The organism is uncultured Algibacter sp. (genome assembly GCF_947490405.1).
In the GTDB taxonomy this organism is placed as follows: domain Bacteria; phylum Bacteroidota; class Bacteroidia; order Flavobacteriales; family Flavobacteriaceae; genus Algibacter_B.
Genome location: NZ_CANLGU010000006.1, coordinates 58,418 through 82,330, shown reverse-complemented (window position 1 = coordinate 82,330; position 23,913 = coordinate 58,418). Strand labels below are relative to the sequence as shown.

The window sequence follows — 23,913 nt, the reverse complement described above, 5'->3', positions numbered from 1 at the left end:
TAAATTTTAAAAAGATTAATTAATTACCGATAAAAATAATCCAAATTAAACCAGATATTATGAATTCAATAAATACTAAATTTTAATTGATTTGCTTAAATTCGCTTCTATGTCTGTTAACCTCCAAACTCCTATAGATTATTTAAAAGGTGTTGGCCCAAACCGTGCCGATTTACTGCGCAAGGAATTGGGAATTCATACGTACCAAGATTTAATCAACTTATTTCCAAATAGGTATATAGACAGAACCCAGTACTACAAAATCAATCAATTACAACGAAATAACTCAGATGTTCAAATAATTGGTAAAATAACAAGCTTTAAAGAGGTTGCCCAAAAACGAGGAAAACGTTTAGTTGGAACGTTTCAAGATGATACTGGCACCATGGAATTGGTTTGGTTTCGTGGGCAAAAATGGATTAGAGAAAGTTTAAAACTAAACAAAACCTATGTAGCCTTTGGGAAAGCCAATTGGTTTGGTGGTAAATTTAACATAGCGCATCCTGATCTAGAATTGCAAGAAGATCACGAAAAAAACTTACGTTCTGTGATGCAACCTGTGTATCCTTCTACTGAAAAACTATCCAATAAAGGCATTACAAATAGAGTAATTAGTAAAATCATTCAACAATTATTTATTGAAACCAATGGAAAGTTTAATGAAACTTTATCAGATAATTTACGTTCAGAACTAAAACTAATTAGTAAACAATCTGCACTTTTTAATGTGCATTTCCCAAAGAGCCAAGACTTACTTTCAAGGGCACAATTTAGATTAAAATTTGAAGAATTATTTTATATTCAATTACAGTTAATTATAAAAAATCTTATTCATAAATCTAAAATTAAAGGTTTCACCTTTGCACAAGTTGGAAATCATTTTAACAACTTTTTTAAAGACCATTTACCCTTCGAATTAACCAATGCTCAAAAAAGAGTTTTAAAAGAGATTCGAGCAGATTTAGGCAGTAATGCACAAATGAATCGTCTATTACAAGGAGATGTGGGTTCTGGAAAGACTATTGTAGCATTTATGTCAATACTCATGGCACTTGACAACGGTTTTCAGGCTTGTTTAATGGCGCCGACTGAAATTTTGTCAGTTCAACACTATAACGGGTTATTAGAATGGTGTAACAAATTGAATATCAGAATAAAACTATTAACAGGTTCAACTAAAACTTCAGAACGAAGAGTTATTCATGAATCTTTAGAAAATGGCGAATTACAAATCTTAATTGGCACCCATGCCCTACTAGAAGACAAAGTAAAATTTAAAAATTTAGGGCTTGCCATTATAGATGAACAACATCGTTTTGGAGTAAAGCAAAGAAGTAAATTATGGCAGAAAAACTCGCTTCCTCCTCACGTTCTTGTCATGACTGCAACACCAATCCCTAGAACCTTAGCCATGTCTGTTTATGGCGATTTAGACATTTCGATTATTGATGAATTACCTCCGGGGAGAAAGTCTATAAAAACGGTTCATCGTTATGATAAAAATCGTTTGAATGTTTTCAAGTTTATTCGTGATGAAATTTCAAAAGGGAGACAAATTTACATCGTATATCCGTTAATTCAAGAAAGTGAAAAAATGGACTATAAAGATTTGATGGATGGTTATGAAAGTATTTCTAGAGACTTTCCCATGCCTGAGTATCAAACATCAATTGTTCATGGTAAAATGAAACCTGCAGACAAGGACTTTGAAATGCAACGATTTATAAAGGGTGAAACCCAAATTATGGTTGCCACAACAGTAATAGAAGTTGGAGTAAACGTCCCTAATGCTTCTGTTATGATTATTGAAAGCGCAGAACGCTTTGGATTATCTCAATTACATCAATTACGTGGTCGCGTTGGTCGTGGCGCAGAACAAAGCTATTGTATTTTAATGACGAGCCATAAATTAAGTGCAAATAGCAAAACGCGTTTAGAAACTATGGTAAAAACCAACGATGGCTTTGAAATTGCCGAAGTAGATTTAAAATTAAGAGGTCCAGGCGATATTATGGGCACTCAACAAAGCGGTGTTTTAAACTTAAAAATAGCAGATATAGTTAGAGATAGTGATGTTTTACAATTGGCTAGACATCATGCTAAATCCATATTAAAAATTGACCCTTCGTTATCGTTATCAGAAAACCAAGTGTTTTTAAACACCTATAAACAGCTTAGTAAGTACAAGAATATTTGGAATTATATTAGTTAAAACAGCAACATTCATAAACAAGCCTAATACCGTTTTAAGGTATTAGGCTTTATTTACTGCTAATAGTTTGATTGATTTCTGTTGATGATTAAAATTATGTAGAATAAAAACAATAGGTGTTAGTTTTTTGTTAAAAACCCTTATTAGTTTGTTAATTAACATTTTAACACTTAAAAATTACATAGTCCAAATCACTTACATATTGCTTAACTTTGCATTTCTTTTATTTTTAGAGTCTATTATTAGGAATGATTAATATCCACGAAAAAACATTACAAGATTTAGAGTTTCAAACGGTTTTACAACAAGTAAGCGAACTTTGCGTAACACCACTAGGAAACGAAAAAGCTTTACAAACTCAGCCTTATAAGAATGAAGTGGACCTTAAAATTGCTCTCAAATTAACCAATGAGTATTTATCTTCATTTTATAACGATAATAGAATTCCTAACCACGGATTTGATACGATAACAAAAGAAATCAAACTTTTAAATATTGAAAATACATATTTGGAAGTTCATGGATTAAAGAAAATAGTATCCATGTCGATTACTATAAACTCCATCGTAAAATTTCTCAAAAAATTTGAAGACTATTACCCAACGCTTAATGAATTTGCTTCGCACATAGAAGAAACTAAAGTGTTAATTGAAAAAGTTGATGCTATAGTAGACCGCTTTGGAGACATAAAGGATAATGCATCTAATTTGCTATTTGACCTCAGGCAATCTATTAATAAAGTAAAAGGAAAAATTAATTCGAGTTTTAGTTCAGCCTTAAACACATATCACAACCTTGAGTATTTGGATGATATTCGAGAATCGGTTGTAGAAAATAGACGTGTACTTGCTGTAAAAGCGATGTATAGACGTAAAGTAAAAGGCGCCATTATGGGTGGTAGTAAAACGGGGAGTATTGTTTATATAGAACCCGAAACAACACTACAACATACCAGAGAACTTAATAACCTTGAATATGAAGAACAGGAAGAAGTTATTAGGATTTTAAAAGAGGTGACGGATTTTATGCGACCTTTTTTACCGTTATTGAAGGATTATCAAAGCTTTTTAATTGATGTTGATGTCATTTCTGCGAAAGCTAAATACGCCAAATCCATGCAGGCTATTCTTCCTGAATTTTCAGAGGATAAAAGCATGCTTTTGCGAGATGCTTATCACCCACTACTCTATTTAAATAATTTAGAAAAGAAAGAAAAAACATTTCCGCAGACGATTGAATTAAAACAGGGCAGTAGAATAATTGTTATTTCTGGACCTAACGCTGGAGGAAAAAGTATTACACTTAAAACCGTTGGTTTACTGCAAGTTATGCTTCAGAGTGGTATGCTAATACCTGTTCATGAACGTAGTACCGTTTGTTTATTTAACAGAATTTTGAGTGATATTGGCGATAATCAATCCATAGAAAACCATCTAAGCACCTATAGCTACCGCTTAAAGCAAATGAATTATTTTTTAAAGAAGTGCAATAAAAACACGCTCTTCTTAATTGATGAATTTGGTACTGGTAGCGATCCTGAACTTGGTGGTGCATTGGCTGAAACCTTTCTTGAAGAGTTTTATCATCGGGAAGCTTTTGGCATTATAACGACTCATTATTCTAATTTAAAAATTCTAGCTACAGAGTTACCGCATATGATTAATGCTAATATGCTGTTTAATGAACGTAGTTTAGAACCCATGTTTAAGCTAGTAGTTGGGCAAGCAGGAAGTAGTTTCACGTTTGAAGTTGCTCAAAAAAATGGAATTCCATACAGCTTGATTAATCGCGCTAAGAAAAAAATTGAACGCAGTAAAGTACGTTTTGATGCCACTATTGCAAAACTCCAGAAAGAGCGCTCTAGACTTGAAAAAACAGGGCAATCGCTTAAGTTAAACGAAAAGAAAAAAGAAGAGGAAGCTGATAAATTAGAGGAAATTAATACTAAAATCCAGAAAAAGCTTGAGAGTTACCAAGAGCTTTATGATAGCAACCAACGCCTAATTTACTTGGGGCAAAAAGTAAATGATATTGCTGAAAAATATTTTGACAATAAGCGTAAACGCGAATTGATGGCAGAATTATTCAAATTGGTACAAATTGAGAACTCGAAACGTAAAAAAGTATCTGCTAAACAAAAGAAAGCGTTAAAAGCTAAAGAGCAACAAGTAAAGCAGGAAGCCGAAAAGAAAGTAAACGTAATTAGAAAAAAGAAAAAGGCTGAAAAGAAAAAAGCTGCTGAAGCACCACCTAAACCAAAACCTATTTTAAAGGTTGGTGATCGTGTACGCATGCATGATGGTAGAGCTATTGGGAGTATTGATAGTATTGAAAAAAATAAGGCTAACGTTAATTACGGTATGTTTACTACTAATGTGGCTTTAGATTTATTGGAGCTAGTAGAGGCTAAAAAATAACAGCCAACACCAAGTTGCTGAATCACAACTTAAAGTGCCGACTGTATTGACTAATATTGTGCTAGTAGATACGCCACGCATAAAAGTAAGTACGCATATCAATGTCTGGATCTTCAGTTAAAAGCAATCTTATATAAGGTTCCTTATCATCTTGTACATTTTTTAGTAAAATTTTCTCCTCTTTTTTTCCTAAGTAGTCATCACCTCCTATGGAATCATCCTCAGTAAACTCTGCAGACAGTAGAATATAATCGTTCTCTAAGTCGGGCTTATATAATTCAACTTCTTTAGTTTCAATAGTTGGTATTGGCCAAAATTCACCTTCATTAGGTATAATATAATTATTTCTGGTACGCGTGTAAGAAACTGAACCTTTTACGTTGCCTCCCTGATAAATTTGCGCTTTCATATTACCATGCAGACGGATGCTTCCTCCATTATTTTTCACCAAGTTTATACCGTAAAGCTGGATACCAAATTTCTGGTAGGCTGGATAACAGCTTCTAATATTATATTCGCTAGACAAAACAACATTAGCAATTGGAAATCCTTTTTTAATATACCTTAACGTGTAACCTAATGGCGCACCTGGTGAATCTACAGAATACTCACCACCTTCAGTAATATATGAGTAAACACCTTCTGGTCCGCTAACTACTTGAGCTGCGTCTCCAGAAGAACCACCAATTACTAAAGCCTTTACTGTAGAGCTTTCCCAGAAACTTTTATGCTCGCCTTCTCCATTTACTTCTCCACCGTTAAACGCTGCGCTAAAAGCGGCTTGCGTATCGCTAAACTCTGCGTTAGTTTCTACGGTGTATAATAACATTCTTCCATATTTTACAGACGATACAACTACAGGGCTAGTCGAGTTTAAGTTTGGCACACTAGAAAATAATTTTGCTGGATTTTCGCTTTCCTCTATGGTTAAATCAATTGTGTAATACACCTGTAAATACTTGATAACATACTTGTATTTTTTTTCTGAACTACTGAAATTAAATGATCCTGAGACACTGTTTTTCCCTTTAGTATAGCTTGCTCCTAATGCAATATTCAAGTGTTCTTCTGAATACACTTCCTCTGTAGTAAAATTAACTTTTGCAGCTGTAGATCCTGTTACACCTTGTTGCAACATATCCTTTACACCCTCTCTAACGGTATTAATATTAGGATTTTCAATAAGAGCTGAAGGTTTTCCGTTTAAGTTTTCCAATGAAACAGATAATGTTATTGGAGCTCTGCCTCCGGTAATACCAATGTATTCTCCTGTAGGGATAGATTCTCCTTTTAACATAGCACCAGGATAAATAACATCACTGGTAGGATCTAGCAAAATCATTTCACTAAAACCTGGTGCCATTTTATATTTTTTCACCACACACTCATCAGTTTGTCCTTCGCGTTCTGGATTACTTTCTTCAATAAGTTCTTCTCCTGAAACTTCTGGTTGATTAAATTCAGATAAACCTGCCAATAAATCATTTATGGTTTGTATAGTTTCATCTGAGACCTTTCCGTTATCAACACTTTCCTCACTACATCCTGTGCAAGAAAATAGTGTAATAACAAAAAGTGTTATATAAATGCTGTTTTTAATTGTTAATAGCTTTGTTTTCATAATTTCTAATTTTTGTGATTCAACACTTCAAAACTAGATAGGAATACAAGTGAAAACTAATTTTTGGTATGGACAAAGTATGGACAAGATAGTTTTTACCATTATAGACAAATTGAAAACTGCAATTAAAAAAAATAATCAAATAACTAATAATCAATCAATTAAAACAATACTAAATTTTATAATAACTGAAAATTCATAGACACACTATGGACGTAGCACATTTCTAAAAATAGACATACACTATTTTTAATACATTTAATAATTACCTTAGTGGTAGCTTAATTAATTTAATTATGAAAAAACCAACCTCCCTTTTATTCCTTTTTGCTTTAATTATTTATCCACTTAATGCACAAAATACAAAATTTATAGACAGTCTTAAAAAACAACTTTCAATTCAAAAGGATAATTCAATTGAGAAAGTAAATACACTAACTTGGTTACATGAAAAATTAATGTTTTCTAAACCAGAAGAAGCTAAATCCTATGCTGACCAAGTTTTATCAATATCAAAAAAAATTAAATACGATGAAGGAATTGCTAAAGGCTACATGCATTTGGGGCATTATTTTAGTAATAGAAGCCAAAACGATTCGGCATTATATTACTTACAGAAAGCTAAAGAAAAATTTACTGATTTAAAAAAAACCAGAGGTATCATTTTTATAAATCATTCTTTGTCTGATATCATGAAAATTAAAGGTAACTATGATGAAGCCATCAAATTAGCAAAAGATAATTTAAACTTAATTTTAAACAATCCAGAACCCAAAAAACTACAATTTAAGCTTATTGGAGGTCAACATGCCCTAATTTCAAACATTTATGCAAAAAAAGGAAATTATAATATAGCTCTAACAGAAGCTTTAACTGGTCTAAAATATTTTGAAGAAATTAATCATTTAACACGAAAAGCTGATGTTTTAAAACAAATAGGAGATATTGAACTTATACTCAATAATCCCTCTTCAGCTAAAACATATTTTAATCAGGCTATAAAAATATATGAAGATTTTGATGATAAAATGTATATGGCCTATGCGTATAACGCGAAAGGACAAGCCAATAAATCATTAGGACTTATAGACAATGCTTTTGAGGATCAAAATCGTGCAGTAGCTCTAGCCCGAGAGATTAATGATAAATTATCCTTAAGTGGAGCTTTAATAGATTTAGGTACATTACTTGCCATAAAAAACGAATTTAAAAAAGCAAATGAGGTTTTAGAAGAAGCTAATAAACTGAGTAAAGAAGAAGATATAAAACAAAATATTATTTATAGTTATTTAGGGCTATCTCAAGTTATGCATAAGAACAATAAACCAAGCGAAGCATTAAAAAAACTTGAAAAAGCCATTTCTATAGCCAAATCCATAGAGGCATTACCTGGACTCCAAGATTTGTATGATTATAAATCCAAAATTTTAGAATCCATTAATAAAAACAAAGAAGCTATTTTCTATTTGAAAGCATCGCAAAGTATTAACGATTCCCTTTTTAGTATAAAAAAGTCACAACAAATAGAAGAACTAAAAACCATATACGAAACTGAGAAAAAAGAAGCCGCAATCGCTTTACAAAAAGAAGAAATAAAAACCTTAAACACACAAGCCGAAAATGACAAACTAACCAAAACCTTATACGGTATTGGTATGTTTTCATTTATTGCCATTGCAGGATTAGTATTTTTCAGTTTCAAGCAACGTATCAAGAAAAATAAGATTGAACAAGAAAAACAAGAAGCCATTTACAAACAAGAAATAGCCTTTAAAAAGAAAGAATTAGCGAGTCAAACCCTTCACTTAGTTCAAAAAAATACGTTTATTCAAGAGCTTAAAGAAAACTTAGAAAAAATTAAAAAATCGCCTGAATTGTTTAAAGTTGAATTTAGACGTATCGTGATGTTACTTAAAAAAGAAAGTGCTGAGGATAAAGACTGGGAAGTATTTAAATCCTACTTCTCTGAAGTGCATAATAACTTTGATAATAAACTAAAAGATATTTATACAGATATAAGTGAAAAGGAAATACGATTAGCCTCGTTTTTGCGCATGAACCTTTCTACAAAAGAAATTGCATCGATGCTAAACGTATTGCCAGATAGTGTTTTAAAAAGCAAATACCGACTTAAAAAGAAGCTGAATTTGGATAAAGAAACCGATTTAACGCAATTCTTAAATACACTGTAAAGTGGTATCTTTGTATAACATTGTAATTCCTGCGAAGGCAGGAATCCACAAGAAAAAATAATACTCAGATATAGATTCCTGCCTTCGCAGGAATGACAAAAATGATAAATATCCCAAAACATAAAAAACTAATCCTCTTTGATGGTGTTTGCAACCTATGCAATAGTTCTGTTTTGTATGTTATAAAACGAGATAAAAAAAACCAGTTTATGTTTGCTCCCTTGCAAAGTGATGTTGGTAAACACATTATTGAGAAATTTAATATAAACACCAATGCGGTAGACTCTATTATTCTTTACAATCCAGAGAAAGATAAAATTAACTACAAAAGTAGAGCCGCTTTAAAAGTAGCATCGCAATTGGGTTTTCCAACTAATTTATTATCTATTTTCCTTATTATACCCAGTTTTATAAGCAATTGGGTTTACGATTTTATTGCCCGAAACCGCTACAAATGGTATGGCAAAAAGGAGGCTTGCATGATTCCTACGCCAGAGCTTAAGAGTAAGTTTTTAGAATAATTTGTTTTAAAAAAATAATTTAGCACTTTTATTTTATTAATACGCAACCATTCTAAGGTTTACTCATCTAGTAAGAAACCCATTAAATCATGATAAAGCAATTAGCCTATTTAGTTCTAATTATAACACTATGTACTAATTGTAAAACGGATGATAGCCTACCCGATTGTTCTACCATTTCATGTGCAGCTCCATTTTTTCTTTTAGATTTAGTTGATAGTACCACAAACGAAAACATCATTCTTCAAGACAATATTACTGAGGCTGCTATTATGCTAAAAGACGCTTCTGGAAATCCATTTCAATTTACTATTATTAATTCATCAGGCTTACTGTATATCGAAAAAAAAGGTCCATCAGACTTTTTAGAAATACGTATAGATTCTGAACTAGTTACCAGTTTATCTTACAACACATCAAAACCTAACACTAATGAATGCTGCGATTTTGGTAATCTTATTGATGTAGAAGTAACCGATAAAACCTTTAGTGTTGAAGATAACACCGTTACTATTTCTTTATAAATAACTATTTACAACTCCATTAAAGTATTTAGTTGAGAGTGAAGCTCACTCTAATGACCTGTTAACTCATTTATAGTTACCAATTACTCATTCCTTATTTTTTTGTGCATGCTTTAGTTATAGTTTTATTCAAAACTTAAAACAACTAATCATGAAAAAGCTTTGTATTTTATTTCTATTCTGTACTTCAATTTTATTTGCTAACAACACTAATCCAACAACATCATCGGTAAAAGCAGTAACCGTTTTTGTAGATGGTGCGCAAGTAACACGTTTAGCAACAATTACTTTACCTGTTGGAACAACGGAGTTTTCGTTTATTAAATTATCGCCACATATTCAGGAAAATAGTATTCAAGTTTCTGGATTAGATAATGCTTCTATTCTGTCCATCAATTATGCTATAAACTATTTATCAAAATTGGATAAATCAGAAACTATTGAAAAACTTCAAAATGATATTGAAAAACTAAATGACGCTATTCGATTAGAAGAAGATATTATGTCTGGTTATGAAGAAGAACTAAATATTATAAAAGAAAACAGAAAACTAGGAAATGAAAATCAAGTTGTAAGTCTTGAAAAATTAAAACAATTTGCTGAGTATTACAGAATCCGTATAACAGAAGTAAATAAACTGATCCATACATCATTAAAAAAGAAACGAGCCTACAACGAACAAATTGATGATATTAAAAAACAACTTACCGAATTAAATGTTGACGATAAAATTCAAACAGGTGAAATAAAAGTAAAGCTTAACACCGCTTCTAGCAAACAACTCAAGCTTATTTTAAAATATAACGTTAAAAACGCAGGCTGGTTCCCTATTTACGATTTAAAAGCGAAAGATATTAGCAAACCTCTGGATTTACATTACAAAGCGTATGTTTATCAAAACACAGGAATTAGCTGGAATGATGTAAAATTAACGCTATCTACAAACGACCCAAACATCAACAATATTAAACCCGATGTAAGCCCAAAATATTTGAATTTTATAAGCAGATATAGCAATTATAAAAGTGAAAACGCCACTAAAAACTACAATCTTAAGTTCAACCCTTTTATAAAACAGATTAGTGGTATTGTTACAGATGCATCAGGCACGCCTTTACCTGGAGCCACAGTTTTAGTAAAAGGAACTAGCAATGGAACTACTACTGATTTTGATGGCAACTTTAGTTTAAAAGCTGATGGTGGCAAGGAGCTTGAAGTATCCTATCTAGGGTTTAATAGTGAAATTATTCCGATTCATTCTAGTGTAATTAATTTAAGTTTACAAGAAGATGTTAGTGTTTTAGATGAAGTTGTAGTGGTTGGATATGCCTCTAAAAGAAAATCAGATAGAACCGGTGCTGTTTCTACTGTAAATGCGCTTCAAGGACGTGCCGCTGGGGTTGCCATTAGAGGTGCTTCTTCATACAAATCTTATGCAAAACCTTTATATATTATTGATGGTGTAACAATGAGCGAAAGTAGCTATAACGAAATTCATCCAGATATGATAGCCAATATTGAAGTACTCAAAGGCGCATCCGCTAAAAGCATTTATGGAAGTAGAGCATCAAATGGTGTTATTGTTATTACAACTAAGAAAGATAGCCGTACATCAAATGGAGATATTATTGCCGAAGGCATTACTAATACCCGCTTTGAAATCCAAAAATTATCATCTATAGCTTCTGATGGAGACATTACTGTCATTGAAATTGATAAATATTCCGTTCCTGCAAAATTCTCATATTTTTCAGCACCTGTAATTAACGAAAACGTCTTTTTAACCGCAAAAATCGGTAATTGGCAACAGTACAATTTATTACCAGGAGAAGTTAATGTGTATTTTGAAGACAGTTATTCTGGAATCACTAATATAAACCCATACGCTACAACGGATAGCTTAACCGTTTCATTAGGTGTAGACCCAAATGTTGCAATTAAAAGAAACCCGATAAACAATTTTAAGAAAAACACATTTATTGGAAATAATAGAGTTTTAGAGAAAGCTTACGAAATAGAATTAAAAAACAATAAACCTACAGCCATAGATATAGTTATTGTTGACAGAATTCCTGTAAGTCAAAATAGAGATATAAAAGTGGATGATATTGAAACTGGAACTTCAGATTACAACTCTAAAAAAGGGATTATGACATGGAAAACTACCATTTCACCAAATCAATCTGAGGCTTATAAATTCTCTTATACTTTAAAATATCCGAGATATAGGAAGGTTAATTTGTAGAAATTAATCTTGTTAATAAAACATCAGAAAGTATGCTTTGTTTTTAAGTAAGAAAATTCTACCTTAGCTTACTTGTGCTGAACTTGTTTCAGTATCATGAGATATAAAACATTAAAACGATTTCATATCAAGTCGTTAGCCACATTTGAAGAACTATGAAGAAAATAATAGCATTTGCAGACGAATTTGGAAATAATTCCTTTGATTTTGATACTCAAGGAAGTCATTTCATAATTGCAAGTGTGATTATGAATCAAGATGAGTTAGGGAAAATCCAAAGTCAACTTGAGGAAATTAGAAAGCGATTTTTTCAAACAGGAGAAATAAAATCTAATAAAGTATCAAAGAACCATAAGCGAAGAATCCTCATTTTAAAAGAACTTAAAAAAGTGAATTTCTCTGTTTATGCGGTAGTAATAGACAAGAGAAAATTATTCGGAGAAGGTTTTAAATACAAACAGTCATTCTATAAATATTTAAACGGAATTCTATACAAGGAACTTTATCGGACTTTCCCACAACTTGAATTAAAAGTTGACGAACACGGAGGAAATGATTTTATGAGGAGTTTCAAAAAATATGTTGAAAAAAATCATATTAGAAATCTATTTGCAGGTTCTGACTTTCAAGTACAAAAAAGTCATAATGATTTAGGCGTGCAATTAGCAGATATGATGGCTGGAACTTTAGGCTATATATTTGACGAACTGAAAAAATCGGACAAATCATCTGAATTTACTGAATTGATTAATGATAAACTGATTAGTCTAAACCATTTCCCAAAAGAATATAAATCGGAGGAATTTAGTGAAAAAGGAACTTTTAGCGAATATGATGAAACGATTGCTACTCTTGGTCTCAATAGAGCATTTGACTTTATCGATAAAACAACCGGAAATACACCAGATAATCGTGATAGAATTAATTTTCTCAAATTATTACTTCTGTATCATCAATCAAATCATCCAAGAAAATTTACAACGTCAGCAGAATTTGTTAGACATTTAAGTGTAAATAGACAAAATCCGTTAAGTAAAGAGCGTTTTAGTTCTAAAGTAGTTGGATATTTAAGAGATAAAGGAATTCTAATAGCAAGTAGTAGAGATGGATATAAAATCCCAACTTCTGCAAGTGATATGAAAAAGTATATTAATCACGGAAAGAGTATCGTTTTACCTGTATTACGCAGAATTGAGGAATGCAGAAATGCTATTTTACTTGCAACAACGAATGAATACGATATTTTGGATGAACCTGAATATCAAAAATTGAAAGAACTGATAGAAAACGTGGGCTAACACCGTTTATAATTCATTGCTAGTACTCGCTTACTTACGAAAATCCTCACGGATTTTCTATTCGGTTTGTATTTGCTAAATTAGATGCTGAAACATTTAACGAAATCTTACACAAACACGATAATCATGGTATTAAAAAACTATCAAGAATTCATAGTATGAAACAAATTTTAAAAATATTATTAGTATTAATTTTTATTTGCTATGCAAACAATACATTTTCTCAAGTAACAATTGGAAAAAATGGAACATTCTCAAATAAATGGTATTCGGGAACATTAGTTTTGAAAAGCAAAGATACTTTAAGCGGAGTTGTAAAATTTGAAAACTCGTCTACAACGAAAGACTTGGTTGGTTTAAGAGGTGTTGGGGGAACCAATAAAATTTTCTTTAAAAAAGCTAAGAACTCCAAAAAGAAATCAAAATTTAAAAAAGACGAAGTAGAATATTTTATTGTAAAGACAAACTCAGGTAAAATTGCTAAATATGCTTTTATTCTAACTAATGAAAAAAACACGAAACTAATGCAAATCCTAATAGAGGGGAAAGTTTCATTATATCTAAAAAAAGGATACGAAAATATGTATCTCGAAAATCCTAACAGTACTACAATTATACAAAATGAAAAAAATTTATACTATGTAAAAAAGCAAAGTGAAAAATATGCTAGCAATAGGTTTTTTGCTAATGTTTTTAAATCATTTAAGAAAAACGCGAGCAGATATTTCACAAGTTGTAAACCACTAGTAGGAAAAATAAATAAAGGTCAATATAAATCCGATGAACTATTTGAAATTATCAAAGAATACAATAATTGCGAATAAAAAGCCAGTTGCTTACTTCAAACTCCGTAAAATAAAATCTACCTTTTTGTTGGTGTTTTTATTTTCAGCATAAGCATCGGTAATATGTTTTGCAGGTACCGCTAAACCTTTTTTAATAAGCGATTCAATATCATCAACATATTCTAAAGATACTTTACCTGTTAAAAGCAGGCTTAAATCTTTTCCAGAATGGTAATAATCATACACCTTTTTAAGTCCTGTTAAATACAAGTAATCTTTTGTAAATCCGCCACCTCTGTGCACTCTAACGGTTATGTAAAACGCCTCTTCGCGGTCTAAATCGTACTGGTTATGCAACAACCTAAAGGTTCTAGAAAACGAGTAGCCTTTTGCTAAACTATCAACAGCAATTACACGATACGCCAATTCTTTTAAACGTTTTATGGTAAGGTTATTACTCATATATTCCGCAAAAACCGCTAACCCTTCTTGGGTTTCCTCATTGTTAGGAAATCCATGAGAAAATATTTTTAAAGGATGCAACAAGCCATTCATGGTAGTCACCATATGCACACCAATTTCATGATTGGTTAATACGGCTATCTCATTATCAGAATAGGTATGATTGGTATTTAAAACCAAGGTTTTAATATTATTCAACACCATGGCTATGGCCGAAATTTTATCGGAATGTTTTATGCTGTAACTAAAATCGTAATTTTCAGAAAAGCTTTTAAAAAAAACTTCTGCCTCGGCAGCACTATATTTTGGTTGAAATTTGGGAATGCCTTTATCTTCATCTTCAAAATGTAAAATAAATTTAGCATTCTCTACATCATTTTCGGTTGGCGTACCAAAACAATGTAAACAATTATAATAGAACTTTTTATCGGTACCAACGGTTTCTATACATTGAATTAAGCCTGAGTACTGATAAATAATATCTTCGTATAGTTTGCTAATTTCAGCATCTTCAATACTTTCTAAATCGCTCTCAAATAACTTTCTATGAAGTTTAAAACGGTCAAAATCTATGGAAGGGTAATTAAAAACAGGGTCTGTTAAATATTTAGATGAAAAAAAACGCGTTTTCTCTTCTTCTATATTTAAAGGGTTTACATAACTAAGCAATTCAATTTGCTTAACTAGCGCATCAATATGCTTATCTATATCTAAAAGTGTTTTGGTAACTACATTATCCATCTTCATAAACTAGCTTTAATACTTACTTTGTCATTCCTGCGAAGGCAGGAATCTATTTTAAGAATTATATTTTCAATTTGGATTCCTGCCTTAACAGGAATAACAAAACGTTTAATAAATTTAAAATCTAACTAAACGTCTTATATACTTTTTCTGCATGCTTAGGAATACGAGTAATCAATTCCTTTTCAACAGCCTTTACAACCTCAGGAAATATAATTTGCTCATATTCATCACCATACACCTTGGCAATTTCGGTTGCCAAAACTAAGGTATTTTTAAAGTTTTGTGTAATATATTTTAAAAAATAGCCATTCCCTTGAAATGTATCGTTTATTAGCGAAGTGGATTTAATCCCGTTAGGAAATTTAATTTCCGATAAACTTTGTCGCCATAACTCGATAACATTTCCAAATCTTTCATTATCAAGGTTACTCGTTCCTAAATTCCAAGTAGGCACTTCCCTATCCCAACGTTTCCAGTTGTAACTGTGCATATCGTAAACAGTACAAAAGCCAAATTTAGATTCTAAAGTAGCAATTAAAGCATGTACAACCTTATAGAAATTTGCATGTTTTTCAAGGCTTTTGGTTTTCATAGCTTCAGAAAGTGGTGCTTTCCAAAGTTGTTTACCCCAAGCGGTAACAAAAACCGCATCATCAGGCGCGCGGTTTAAATCGTATTCAAAACGGGAATCGCAACCCGCAATAACAATAGGATGCGATTGTACCATGTTTTTGGTTTCTGGGTCTTCCTCGTACCAACGTTCGTATTCGGTATGCATACAATTATCCCAAAGTTCTTTTCTAAATTGATGCCCATCATGAACAGCAGCACAAGCATAAGGCACATAATCTTCAATTTTAATGGTTAGAGAATAATCTGAAGACACAGCTTCAAAACATGCACCAGCCTCAATCTTAGATATTATGTCCGAAATACTCAATCTATCCATCCTTGAGAATCTTTTTTAAATGGGTATAAATCATTTGCTCCATAGAATCATATTCACCATCAGCAAAAGCCATAAGTTTAATATCAGCAAATAAGTCTGCTAAATCATTACGGTAATAATCATGTGCTTTTACACCTTCAATAATATTTTGAAGCACTTGATAATCATTGTCAATTTCAAATTGTGCATTTACACGTTCGTAAACATGCTTATCAACCCGACTTAAAATATATTTTTGCTCTCTTCTAGACTCGTTTAAATCTGAATTTGAAACATACATTAAAATGTAAGCCAACAATTCATCTTTGGTCCATGTTTTTGGGTTTTCCATATTGCCAGTAGTTAAGGCACCATACTCAGTCCAAGAACCATCATACACTGAAATGTTTTTATACCCCGAAATCTCAGCACCTAAAGCCAACACACAAGCCGTAAGACCAGAACCGCATGAAAATATAATAGAGTCATCATGTTCAGCAACCATATAAAAAGCTTTCGCCAAATCTTTTTTAGACTTTAAAACACCGTCTTCCAATAAATCCGTAAATGGTAAATTAACAGAGTTTGGAATGGTTCCTCTACGCAAACCTGCTCTAGGTTCTGGAACCTCACAATTAAATCTAGCTCTAGAACGTGCATCAATTATTTTATGCGTTTCATTTTTTGACGCATAAAGTATATCCTCAAAAAACTGCATATAGCCAAATTGTAAATTTGCAGTAAAATCACCCTTTTCACCATCGTAATTCTGCATCAATTCAGTATGATATCTAGCCTTTTTCCATGCAGGAAAACCACCATTTAAAACCGCAACATTATTAAACCCAAAAGCTTTAAATAGCCACCAAACACGGGCACTAGAATAAATACCTTTATCATCATAAACTACAAGAATGCTATCTTGATTAATGCCTAAATTTCTGGCTTCTTTCTGAAATTGTTCTGCAGAAGGAAACGCACTCGGAAAATCGTTAGACACATCACTAAATTTCTTTTTAATATCAAAAAGTCTAGCATTAGGAATTTGCTCCAAGGTAATATCAAAGACCTTATTAATTGTTCCATCCAAAACAATAAGGTTTTCAGTATTTAAATGTTCATTAAGCCATTCGACTGAAACTATTGGAGAATTCAGGTTTATTTTTAAACTCATTTAAAACTAATTAATTAAAATACAGAAATTGTAACAGCACTAAAACTAAGCATCCTGTACCGTTTTCCTCAAACGCGTACGTCTATCAAAAGCTTGAAGTTTATCTAAAACTTTCATTTCTAAAAAGTCAATCACTTTTTCTTCAATTTTTATTTTAAGCTTGTATACTTTGTTTATGTATGTAATACCACCTGGCGACATCACATTCACTTCTACCAATTTACCTCCAATAACATCAATACCCACAAAATAGAGTCCGTCATTAACTAATTTAGGGCCTATTTGTTTACACAGTGCTTTTTCCTCTTTTGTAAGCGAATGCCTTTGTACGCTACCACCAGCAGAAACATTTGAACGGTGATCATCATTTCCAGGAACACGTTTCATGGCGCCAACAGGCTCTCCATTTAAAATTAAAATTCTAACATCGCCTTGGTCGGCACCCTCAATGTAATCTTGAAGTATTACATAACTAGACGAACCATCATTATTATAAATATAAAAATCTAGTAACGAATTAATATTGCTCATCGCCGATTTTTCAATCAATATAACGCCCGAACCACCAAAACCATTCAGTGGTTTCAAAATCATTTTATCCGAGTCAGATTCTTTAATTTGTTTAATTAAATAACGTTTACTTTTAGATACATGAGTTGCTGGTATAATATTGCTATGCGCATCACCAAAAGCAGCCGTATACAGCTTATTATTCGCCTCACGCATGCCCTCTAAAGAATTCATTATAAACACATCATCCTTTACAGAATCCAAAAAGTTTAACATAATGGGGTCTAAAGGCGGATTCGCCCTAAAGAAAATTACATCAAACCCAGCAAGCGGTAGCATTTCCTCACGCAACTGTGCTTTTTTATAAAACGATTTTAACGAACTAGGTGTTTTTTCCATTCTCCCAATTACCGTACAAGTAGCCGATGTCACACTGTTTCTAATTGTTAAATCTGCCGGAATACACATGGCCACACCATGCTTACGTTTTACACATTCTTTAATTAAGGCTAGCGTCGTATCATTATCGGGGTCAATCTGCTCCCAAGGGTACATTATAAAACAAACGTTCATATCGTAATTTTTTGGTTTAGTTAAATTTAAAAGATTTTTAGTACATCCCAAAATTCTACAATAAGTAATTTGGGCGTTACCACAAGGGTCGGGCTTTCCACTATATCTTTTTAAAACGTCATAGCGAGAAGTGAGCGAATTGGTTATCTGTTTATCATTTACTTCAAAGTCAATCCACTAGGTGTCAATTTTAAAAAGGATGCCGTTCAATCCCTAACGCGGGCTAATCTGCCAACAAAAGTGCTTACTTCACAGCATCATAATTATCATCCCACTCTTTGGGTTTTGGGTCATGAAGCTTATCTAAAGATTTAGCCACTAGCATAGAAACTGTAGCATCACCAGTTACATTAACAACCGTTCTACACATATCTAAAGGTCTATCAACTGCAAAAATAAGCGCAAGACCAATAGGTAATAATTCTGCAGGAAACCCAATAGATTCTAAAACAATAACCAACATTACCATACCAGCACTAGGTACAGCAGCACTACCAATAGATGCTAATAATGCTGTAAGTACAATAACCAATTGGTTAGTAAAGGTTAACCCTTCTGGCCAAATAACCTGCATAATAAATACGGCTGCAATACCTTGGTATAAACTGGTACCATCCATATTTACTGTAGCACCAACAGGAAGCACAAAACCAGATACTTCTTTATCTACACCCAAATGCTCTTCAACACGCTCCATAGTTACAGGAAGTGTGGCAGCACTACTACTGGTAGAAAATGCTAACAATTGTGCAGGACTTATTTGTTTTAAAAACCACATTGGCGATTTTTTAGTGTACACGCTAACTAGTAATAAGTAGAAACCAATCATTAAAATCAGTCCGCCTACAACACAAAAGGCGTAGTATAATAATTTAATTAGTATTTCAATATCATCAAAAGCAATAATCACATTTGCTAAAAGTGCAAACACTGCATAAGGTGCAAATAGCATAATTAAATCTACCATTTTCATCACCACTTCGTTTAGCGAATCAAAGAAATTCACTAAAGGTTTTGCTTTCTTATCACCAATTAACAGTAAACAAATACCAACAAATATGGCAAAGAATATCACTTGAAGCATAGAAGCTTCTGCAAACGATTTAAAAATATTACTTGGAAAAATATCAACTAAAGCCTGTAACGGACCAGCTTCTTTTTGCGCAGAAGCTTTCATTAATTTATCTGTTACACCAGCAGCATCAGCATATTTTAGCTTTATTTTTTCTATAGTTTCTTGTGGCATCCCATTTCCTGGCTTCACCACATTTACTATTGTTAAACCAATAATTATAGCTACTAAAGTGGTAGCAATATAAATACCTATGGTACGTAAGCCCATAGACTTTATTTTAGAAATATCCTTTAAATCTGATATACCTTTTATCAAAGATGCCAAGATTAATGGTACCGCTATAAGCTTTAAAAGATTTATAAATATGGTTCCAAACGGTGCAATCCAATCAGTAACAAAACCTTTTCCACCATCAACGGTATTCATTATAAAACCAAAAATGATTCCGAGAATCATTCCTATAATAATCTTCCAATGTAATGCTAGTTTTTTCATAAAAGGATCTGCTTACCTCTCCATAAGAGAGAATTAATTAGTTCTTAAATTTGATAACAATATAAGCTTTTTTTTGGGCTTAAAAATGTCTGCAAAAAGATTCTTACCTAGATAGATATAACAGACTTTAGCGGATGATTTAGCCCCGATTGAAGTGGCATCCTTTTTTGTGTTTAAATCTAAATTTTAATCTGGCTAAAATTTAGATTTAAGCACAAAACGTAGTGAGAAACTTAAACAAGTTAGGCACAAAAAAGATATAACGAAAAGCGGGAAATAACTTCTAAAACAATAACTAAGTTTTAAGAGATTGCCACGTCGCTTACTCCTCGCAATAACAGTTTATATTCCAGCAATTTCTCCAATTTCGGCAATGAATTTATCGGCTAAAGTATCCGCTTCTTCTTGAGATTTTGCTTCGGTATAAATTCTGATGATAGGTTCTGTATTACTTTTACGCAAGTGTACCCAACTCTCTGAAAAATCAATCTTTACACCGTCAACAGTTGTAATTTGCTCGTTTTGATAACGCTCTTCCATGACTTTTAAAATTCCATCAACATCTAAATCTGGTGTTAATTGAATTTTCTTTTTACTCATAAAGTAATTTGGGTAGGTTTTTCTAAGTTCGCTAACACTTATATTTTTATCTGCCAATAAACTTAAAAACAGGGCTACACCCACTAAAGCATCGCGACCATAGTGCGCCTCTGGATATATAATACCGCCGTTACCTTCACCACCAATAACCACTTTATTCTTTTTCATGAGTTTAACTACATTTACCTCACCTACTGCACTGGCTTCGTACATACCGCCATGTTTTTCTGTAACATCGCGTAAGGCTCTGGTGGAACTCATATTACTAACCGTGTTTCCTGGGGTTCTGCTCAATACATAATCTGCGCAGGCTACAAGTGTGTACTCTTCTCCAAACATCTCGCCGTTTTCATCCATAAAGGCTAAACGATCTACATCTGGATCTACAACAATACCAAAATCTGCTTTATGCTTTTTAACGGCCTCAGATAAATCTGTTAAATGCTCTTTTAAAGGTTCTGGATTGTGTGGAAAATGTCCATTTGGTTCACAGTGAATTTTTATAACATCTACACCTAAACGCTCTAATAATAATGGAATAGCAATGCCTCCTGTAGAATTCACACCATCTACAACCACTCTAAATCGAGCTTCTTCTATGGGTTTTACAGTTACAAGATCTAAATCTAGAACTTCAATAATATGTAAGTCGATATAGGCTTTATTTTTTGAGATTTTTCCAAGACTATCTACATCAGCAAAAGTCATAGCATCACTTTCAGCAATCTCTAATATTTTTGCCCCTTCTACTGCATCTAAAAACTCACCTTTTTCATTTAGTAATTTTAAAGCATTCCATTGCTTTGGATTATGACTAGCCGTTAGAATAATTCCTCCATCGGCATGTTCCATAGGTACTGCAACTTCAACAGTTGGTGTTGTTGATAAACCAACATCTACAACATCAATACCCATACCTATTAACGTATTCATCACTAAACTTTGAATCATTTTTCCAGAAATTCTTGCATCTCTTCCCACTACAACTTTATGGCTTTCCTTGTTTCGTTGTTGCTTTAACCAAACACCGTAAGCAGACGCAAATTTTACAGCATCAATGGGTGTTAAGTTCTCGCCTACTTGACCGCCAATAGTTCCTCTAATTCCTGAAATTGATTTTATAAGTGTCATAATATATTTTAAAATTAAAACGCAAATATAGTATTTCGAAATCGGATTTCTTAAAACGGAATTCGTAAATTTCACGAATGAACTATTTAGCACATGTTTATCTTTCTGGTGATAATGATTTAGTAACCATTGGTAATTTTATTGCAGATGGCATAAAAGGGAAGCGTTACAAAAAATACCCTATAGATATTCAAATTGGGATTTTACTACATCGTCATATTGATACATTTACTGACGCTCATAAAACAGTAAGACAAAGCACAAAAAGGCTTCATAAGAAATATGGGCATTACTCTGGAATTATTGTAGATATTCTTTACGACCATTTTTTAGCTAAAAACTGGGGACATTACAGTAATACACCTCTAGAAGAATATACCGAGTATTTTTACGATTCCTTAGAAACGCATTATGATATATTACCCAGCAGAATTCAAAAAATGATGCCCTATATGCTTGCTGATAATTGGCTATTGAGCTACGCCTCTATTGAAGGTATAACACGAGTTTTAGAGGGTATGAACAGACGTACTAAAAACCGTTCTAGTATGAACGAGGCTGTTATTGAATTGGAAGCATTTTACACCGAGTTTGAAAATGAATTTTCTAGTTTTTTTGATGAACTTATAGCATCTTCAAAAAAGAAATTAAACACTTTAAATAAAGAGTTACGTGATTAAATATTTTTTATCCTGTATTTTAACTTGTTTTCTGTTTTCCTGCAAACAAGCCGAAAAAACATCAACCAGAGGACTTATTTCAAAACAAGCGATGGTAGTTTCTGCCAGAGCTGAAGCTTCAAAAATTGGTAGTGATATCTTAAAAAAAGGTGGTAATGCTTTTGATGCTATGTGTGCTACTCAATTAGCGTTAGCAGTAGCATATCCATACGCAGGCAATATTGGCGGTGGTGGATTTATGGTCTACAGAAAGGCAAATGGAGACATTGGCTCTATCGATTTTAGAGAAAAGGCACCATTAGCAGCAACCAAAGACATGTATTTGAATGAAAACGGAGATGTTATACCAGAGAAAAGCACACTAGGCGCCATGGCAGTTGGTGTACCCGGAACTGTAGCGGGTATTTTTGAGGTACACGAAAAGCTTGGATCTCTACCTATTAAAGATATTATAAACCCATCCATAGCACTAGCATACAATGGTGTAACAGTTACAAAAAAACAAGAAGAAACCATCAAAAAGTACCGCCCCTTATTCTCTAAAGTGAATAAGGAAGCCATTCCTCTTGATAAAGCCTGGAAAGAAAACGATGTTATAAAATACCCCGCGCTGGCTAAAACCTTAGAACGCATTTCGCAAAACGGAAAAGATGAATTTTATAAAGGTAAAACCTCCAAAATACTTGCAAAATTTATTCAAGAAAACGGTGGTATTCTTACAGAAAAAGATTTAGCTGGCTATGAAGCAAAATGGCGGGAACCTATTGTCTTTACTTATGACGATTTAAAAATTATTTCTATAGCACCTCCTTCAAGTGGTGGTATTGCTTTAGCGCAAATTATGAAAATGCTTGAACCGTTTCATTTAGATGAATATGGACATCATTCGTTAAAAACCATTCAAGCTATAACCGAAGCAGAACGACGTGCGTATGCAGACAGAAGTTTTTATTTGGGAGACCCTGATTTTATAAAAATTCCTGTAGAAACATTAATTAAGGAAGATTATTTAAGCGGAAGAATGGCAGATTTTTCTTTTGAAAAAGCCACATTATCGAGTGATGTGTCACATGGTAATATTCAAATTATTGAAAGTAACGAGACTACACACTACTCCATTATTGATCAATTTGGTAACGCTATAGCTTGTACAACTACAATAAATGGTGCTTATGGTTCCAAGTTATATTGCGCAGAACTTGGTTTCTTTTTAAACAACGAAATGGATGATTTTAGCAGTAAACCTGGGGTTCCAAATATGTTTGGTCTCATTGGCGCGGAGGCTAATAGTATTCTTCCCGAAAAACGTATGCTTAGTTCGATGACACCTACCATTGTAGAAAAAAATAATAAATTATTCATGACACTCGGGACTCCTGGAGGCTCAACTATTATTACATCTGTAATGCAAACCATATTGAATGTTCATGAGTTTGATATGACCATGCAAGAAGCTGTAGATGCACCACGTTTTCATCATCAATGGCTTCCAGATGAAATTAGAATGGAACCTAATTTATTTGACAGAAATCTAATTAAACAACTTGAAAATTTAGGATATTCAATAAACGAAAAAGATGCTCCTGTGATTGGCAAGGTCGATGGAATACTTGTTTTAGATGATAACACGTACGAGGGTGGTGCAGATTATCGAGGAGATGATACAGCCGTCGGTTTTTAATCATTTTCTTTTTCTAAAACCATCACATTTAATACTTTAGAG

At 32.7% G+C, this 23,913-nt stretch carries 17 protein-coding genes; 10 read left to right on the top strand and 7 right to left on the bottom strand.

Annotation, left to right across the window (positions count from 1 at the left end; genetic code table 11):
* Positions 1 to 109 precede the first annotated feature (109 nt).
* Both recG and Q0772_RS13095 read left to right on the top strand, forming a co-directional pair.
* Complete coding sequence (recG, locus tag Q0772_RS13100) at positions 110 to 2,212, top strand: ATP-dependent DNA helicase RecG (protein ID WP_298345648.1); 2,103 nt, start codon at positions 110 to 112, stop codon at positions 2,210 to 2,212.
* A 248-nt stretch (positions 2,213 to 2,460) separates the two neighbouring features.
* Entirely contained in the window at positions 2,461 to 4,629 is a 2,169-nt protein-coding gene (locus tag Q0772_RS13095; protein ID WP_298345646.1) for a DNA mismatch repair protein MutS, read from the top strand.
* Positions 4,630 to 4,690: 61 nt separating this feature from the next.
* On the opposite strand, the gene Q0772_RS13090 is transcribed toward Q0772_RS13095, so the two are convergent.
* Positions 4,691 to 6,250, bottom strand: a complete 1,560-nt coding sequence (locus tag Q0772_RS13090) for a thiol-activated cytolysin family protein (protein ID WP_298345643.1) — start codon at positions 6,248 to 6,250, stop codon at positions 4,691 to 4,693.
* Between the two features lie 296 nt (positions 6,251 to 6,546).
* Between Q0772_RS13090 and Q0772_RS13085 the strand changes: the two genes are divergently transcribed.
* The 6 genes from Q0772_RS13085 (at position 6,547) to Q0772_RS13060 (ending at position 13,854) form a co-directional block, all read left to right on the top strand.
* Positions 6,547 to 8,442 carry a hypothetical protein gene (locus Q0772_RS13085; RefSeq protein WP_298345640.1) on the top strand — a complete coding sequence of 632 codons (1,896 nt, stop codon included), beginning with the start codon at positions 6,547 to 6,549 and terminating at the stop codon, positions 8,440 to 8,442.
* Between the two features lie 92 nt (positions 8,443 to 8,534).
* A complete protein-coding gene (locus tag Q0772_RS13080; RefSeq protein WP_366105751.1) occupies positions 8,535 to 8,963 on the top strand; it encodes a DUF393 domain-containing protein in 429 nt (142 codons plus the stop codon).
* 89 nt (positions 8,964 to 9,052) lie between these two features.
* The gene (locus tag Q0772_RS13075) at positions 9,053 to 9,487 is read left to right on the top strand and encodes a hypothetical protein (RefSeq protein WP_298345636.1); all 435 of its coding nucleotides are present in this window, start codon (positions 9,053 to 9,055) and stop codon (positions 9,485 to 9,487) included.
* A gap of 151 nt (positions 9,488 to 9,638) precedes the next feature.
* A complete protein-coding gene (locus tag Q0772_RS13070; protein WP_298345633.1) occupies positions 9,639 to 11,732 on the top strand; it encodes a mucoidy inhibitor MuiA family protein in 2,094 nt (697 codons plus the stop codon).
* Positions 11,733 to 11,887: 155 nt separating this feature from the next.
* Positions 11,888 to 13,030, top strand: a complete 1,143-nt coding sequence (locus tag Q0772_RS13065) for a DUF3800 domain-containing protein (protein WP_298345630.1) — start codon at positions 11,888 to 11,890, stop codon at positions 13,028 to 13,030.
* 158 nt (positions 13,031 to 13,188) lie between these two features.
* Positions 13,189 to 13,854: a hypothetical protein gene (locus tag Q0772_RS13060; protein ID WP_298345627.1), complete on the top strand. Its 666-nt coding sequence runs from the start codon at positions 13,189 to 13,191 to the stop codon at positions 13,852 to 13,854.
* A 12-nt stretch (positions 13,855 to 13,866) separates the two neighbouring features.
* Here Q0772_RS13060 and Q0772_RS13055 read toward each other — a convergent pair whose 3' ends face one another.
* From Q0772_RS13055 to glmM, 6 genes are all read right to left on the bottom strand, one after another.
* Positions 13,867 to 15,024 carry a tyrosine/phenylalanine carboxypeptidase domain-containing protein gene (locus Q0772_RS13055; RefSeq protein WP_298345624.1) on the bottom strand — a complete coding sequence of 386 codons (1,158 nt, stop codon included), beginning with the start codon at positions 15,022 to 15,024 and terminating at the stop codon, positions 13,867 to 13,869.
* A 121-nt stretch (positions 15,025 to 15,145) separates the two neighbouring features.
* On the bottom strand, positions 15,146 to 15,973 hold the full coding sequence (locus Q0772_RS13050) for an N-formylglutamate amidohydrolase (protein ID WP_298345621.1): 828 nt from the start codon (positions 15,971 to 15,973) through the stop codon (positions 15,146 to 15,148).
* Positions 15,966 to 17,126 carry a sulfurtransferase gene (locus Q0772_RS13045; protein WP_298345618.1) on the bottom strand — a complete coding sequence of 387 codons (1,161 nt, stop codon included), beginning with the start codon at positions 17,124 to 17,126 and terminating at the stop codon, positions 15,966 to 15,968. Before Q0772_RS13045 ends, Q0772_RS13050 begins: the two co-directional genes overlap by 8 nt.
* 45 nt (positions 17,127 to 17,171) lie before the next feature.
* Complete coding sequence (gene gshB / locus Q0772_RS13040) at positions 17,172 to 18,209, bottom strand: glutathione synthase (RefSeq protein WP_298345615.1); 1,038 nt, start codon at positions 18,207 to 18,209, stop codon at positions 17,172 to 17,174.
* A 244-nt stretch (positions 18,210 to 18,453) separates the two neighbouring features.
* Complete coding sequence (locus Q0772_RS13035; RefSeq protein ID WP_298345612.1) at positions 18,454 to 19,779, bottom strand: dicarboxylate/amino acid:cation symporter; 1,326 nt, start codon at positions 19,777 to 19,779, stop codon at positions 18,454 to 18,456.
* 342 nt (positions 19,780 to 20,121) lie between these two features.
* Positions 20,122 to 21,510: a phosphoglucosamine mutase gene (glmM, locus tag Q0772_RS13030; protein ID WP_298345608.1), complete on the bottom strand. Its 1,389-nt coding sequence runs from the start codon at positions 21,508 to 21,510 to the stop codon at positions 20,122 to 20,124.
* 77 nt (positions 21,511 to 21,587) lie between these two features.
* On the opposite strand from glmM, the gene Q0772_RS13025 reads away from it, so the two are divergent.
* Together Q0772_RS13025 and ggt are read left to right on the top strand one after the other, a co-directional pair.
* Positions 21,588 to 22,190: an acyl carrier protein phosphodiesterase gene (locus Q0772_RS13025; protein WP_298345605.1), complete on the top strand. Its 603-nt coding sequence runs from the start codon at positions 21,588 to 21,590 to the stop codon at positions 22,188 to 22,190.
* Positions 22,183 to 23,871, top strand: coding sequence for a gamma-glutamyltransferase (ggt, locus tag Q0772_RS13020; RefSeq protein WP_298345602.1), 1,689 nt, complete (start codon positions 22,183 to 22,185; stop codon positions 23,869 to 23,871). Before Q0772_RS13025 ends, ggt begins: the two co-directional genes overlap by 8 nt.
* Positions 23,872 to 23,913 lie beyond the last annotated feature (42 nt).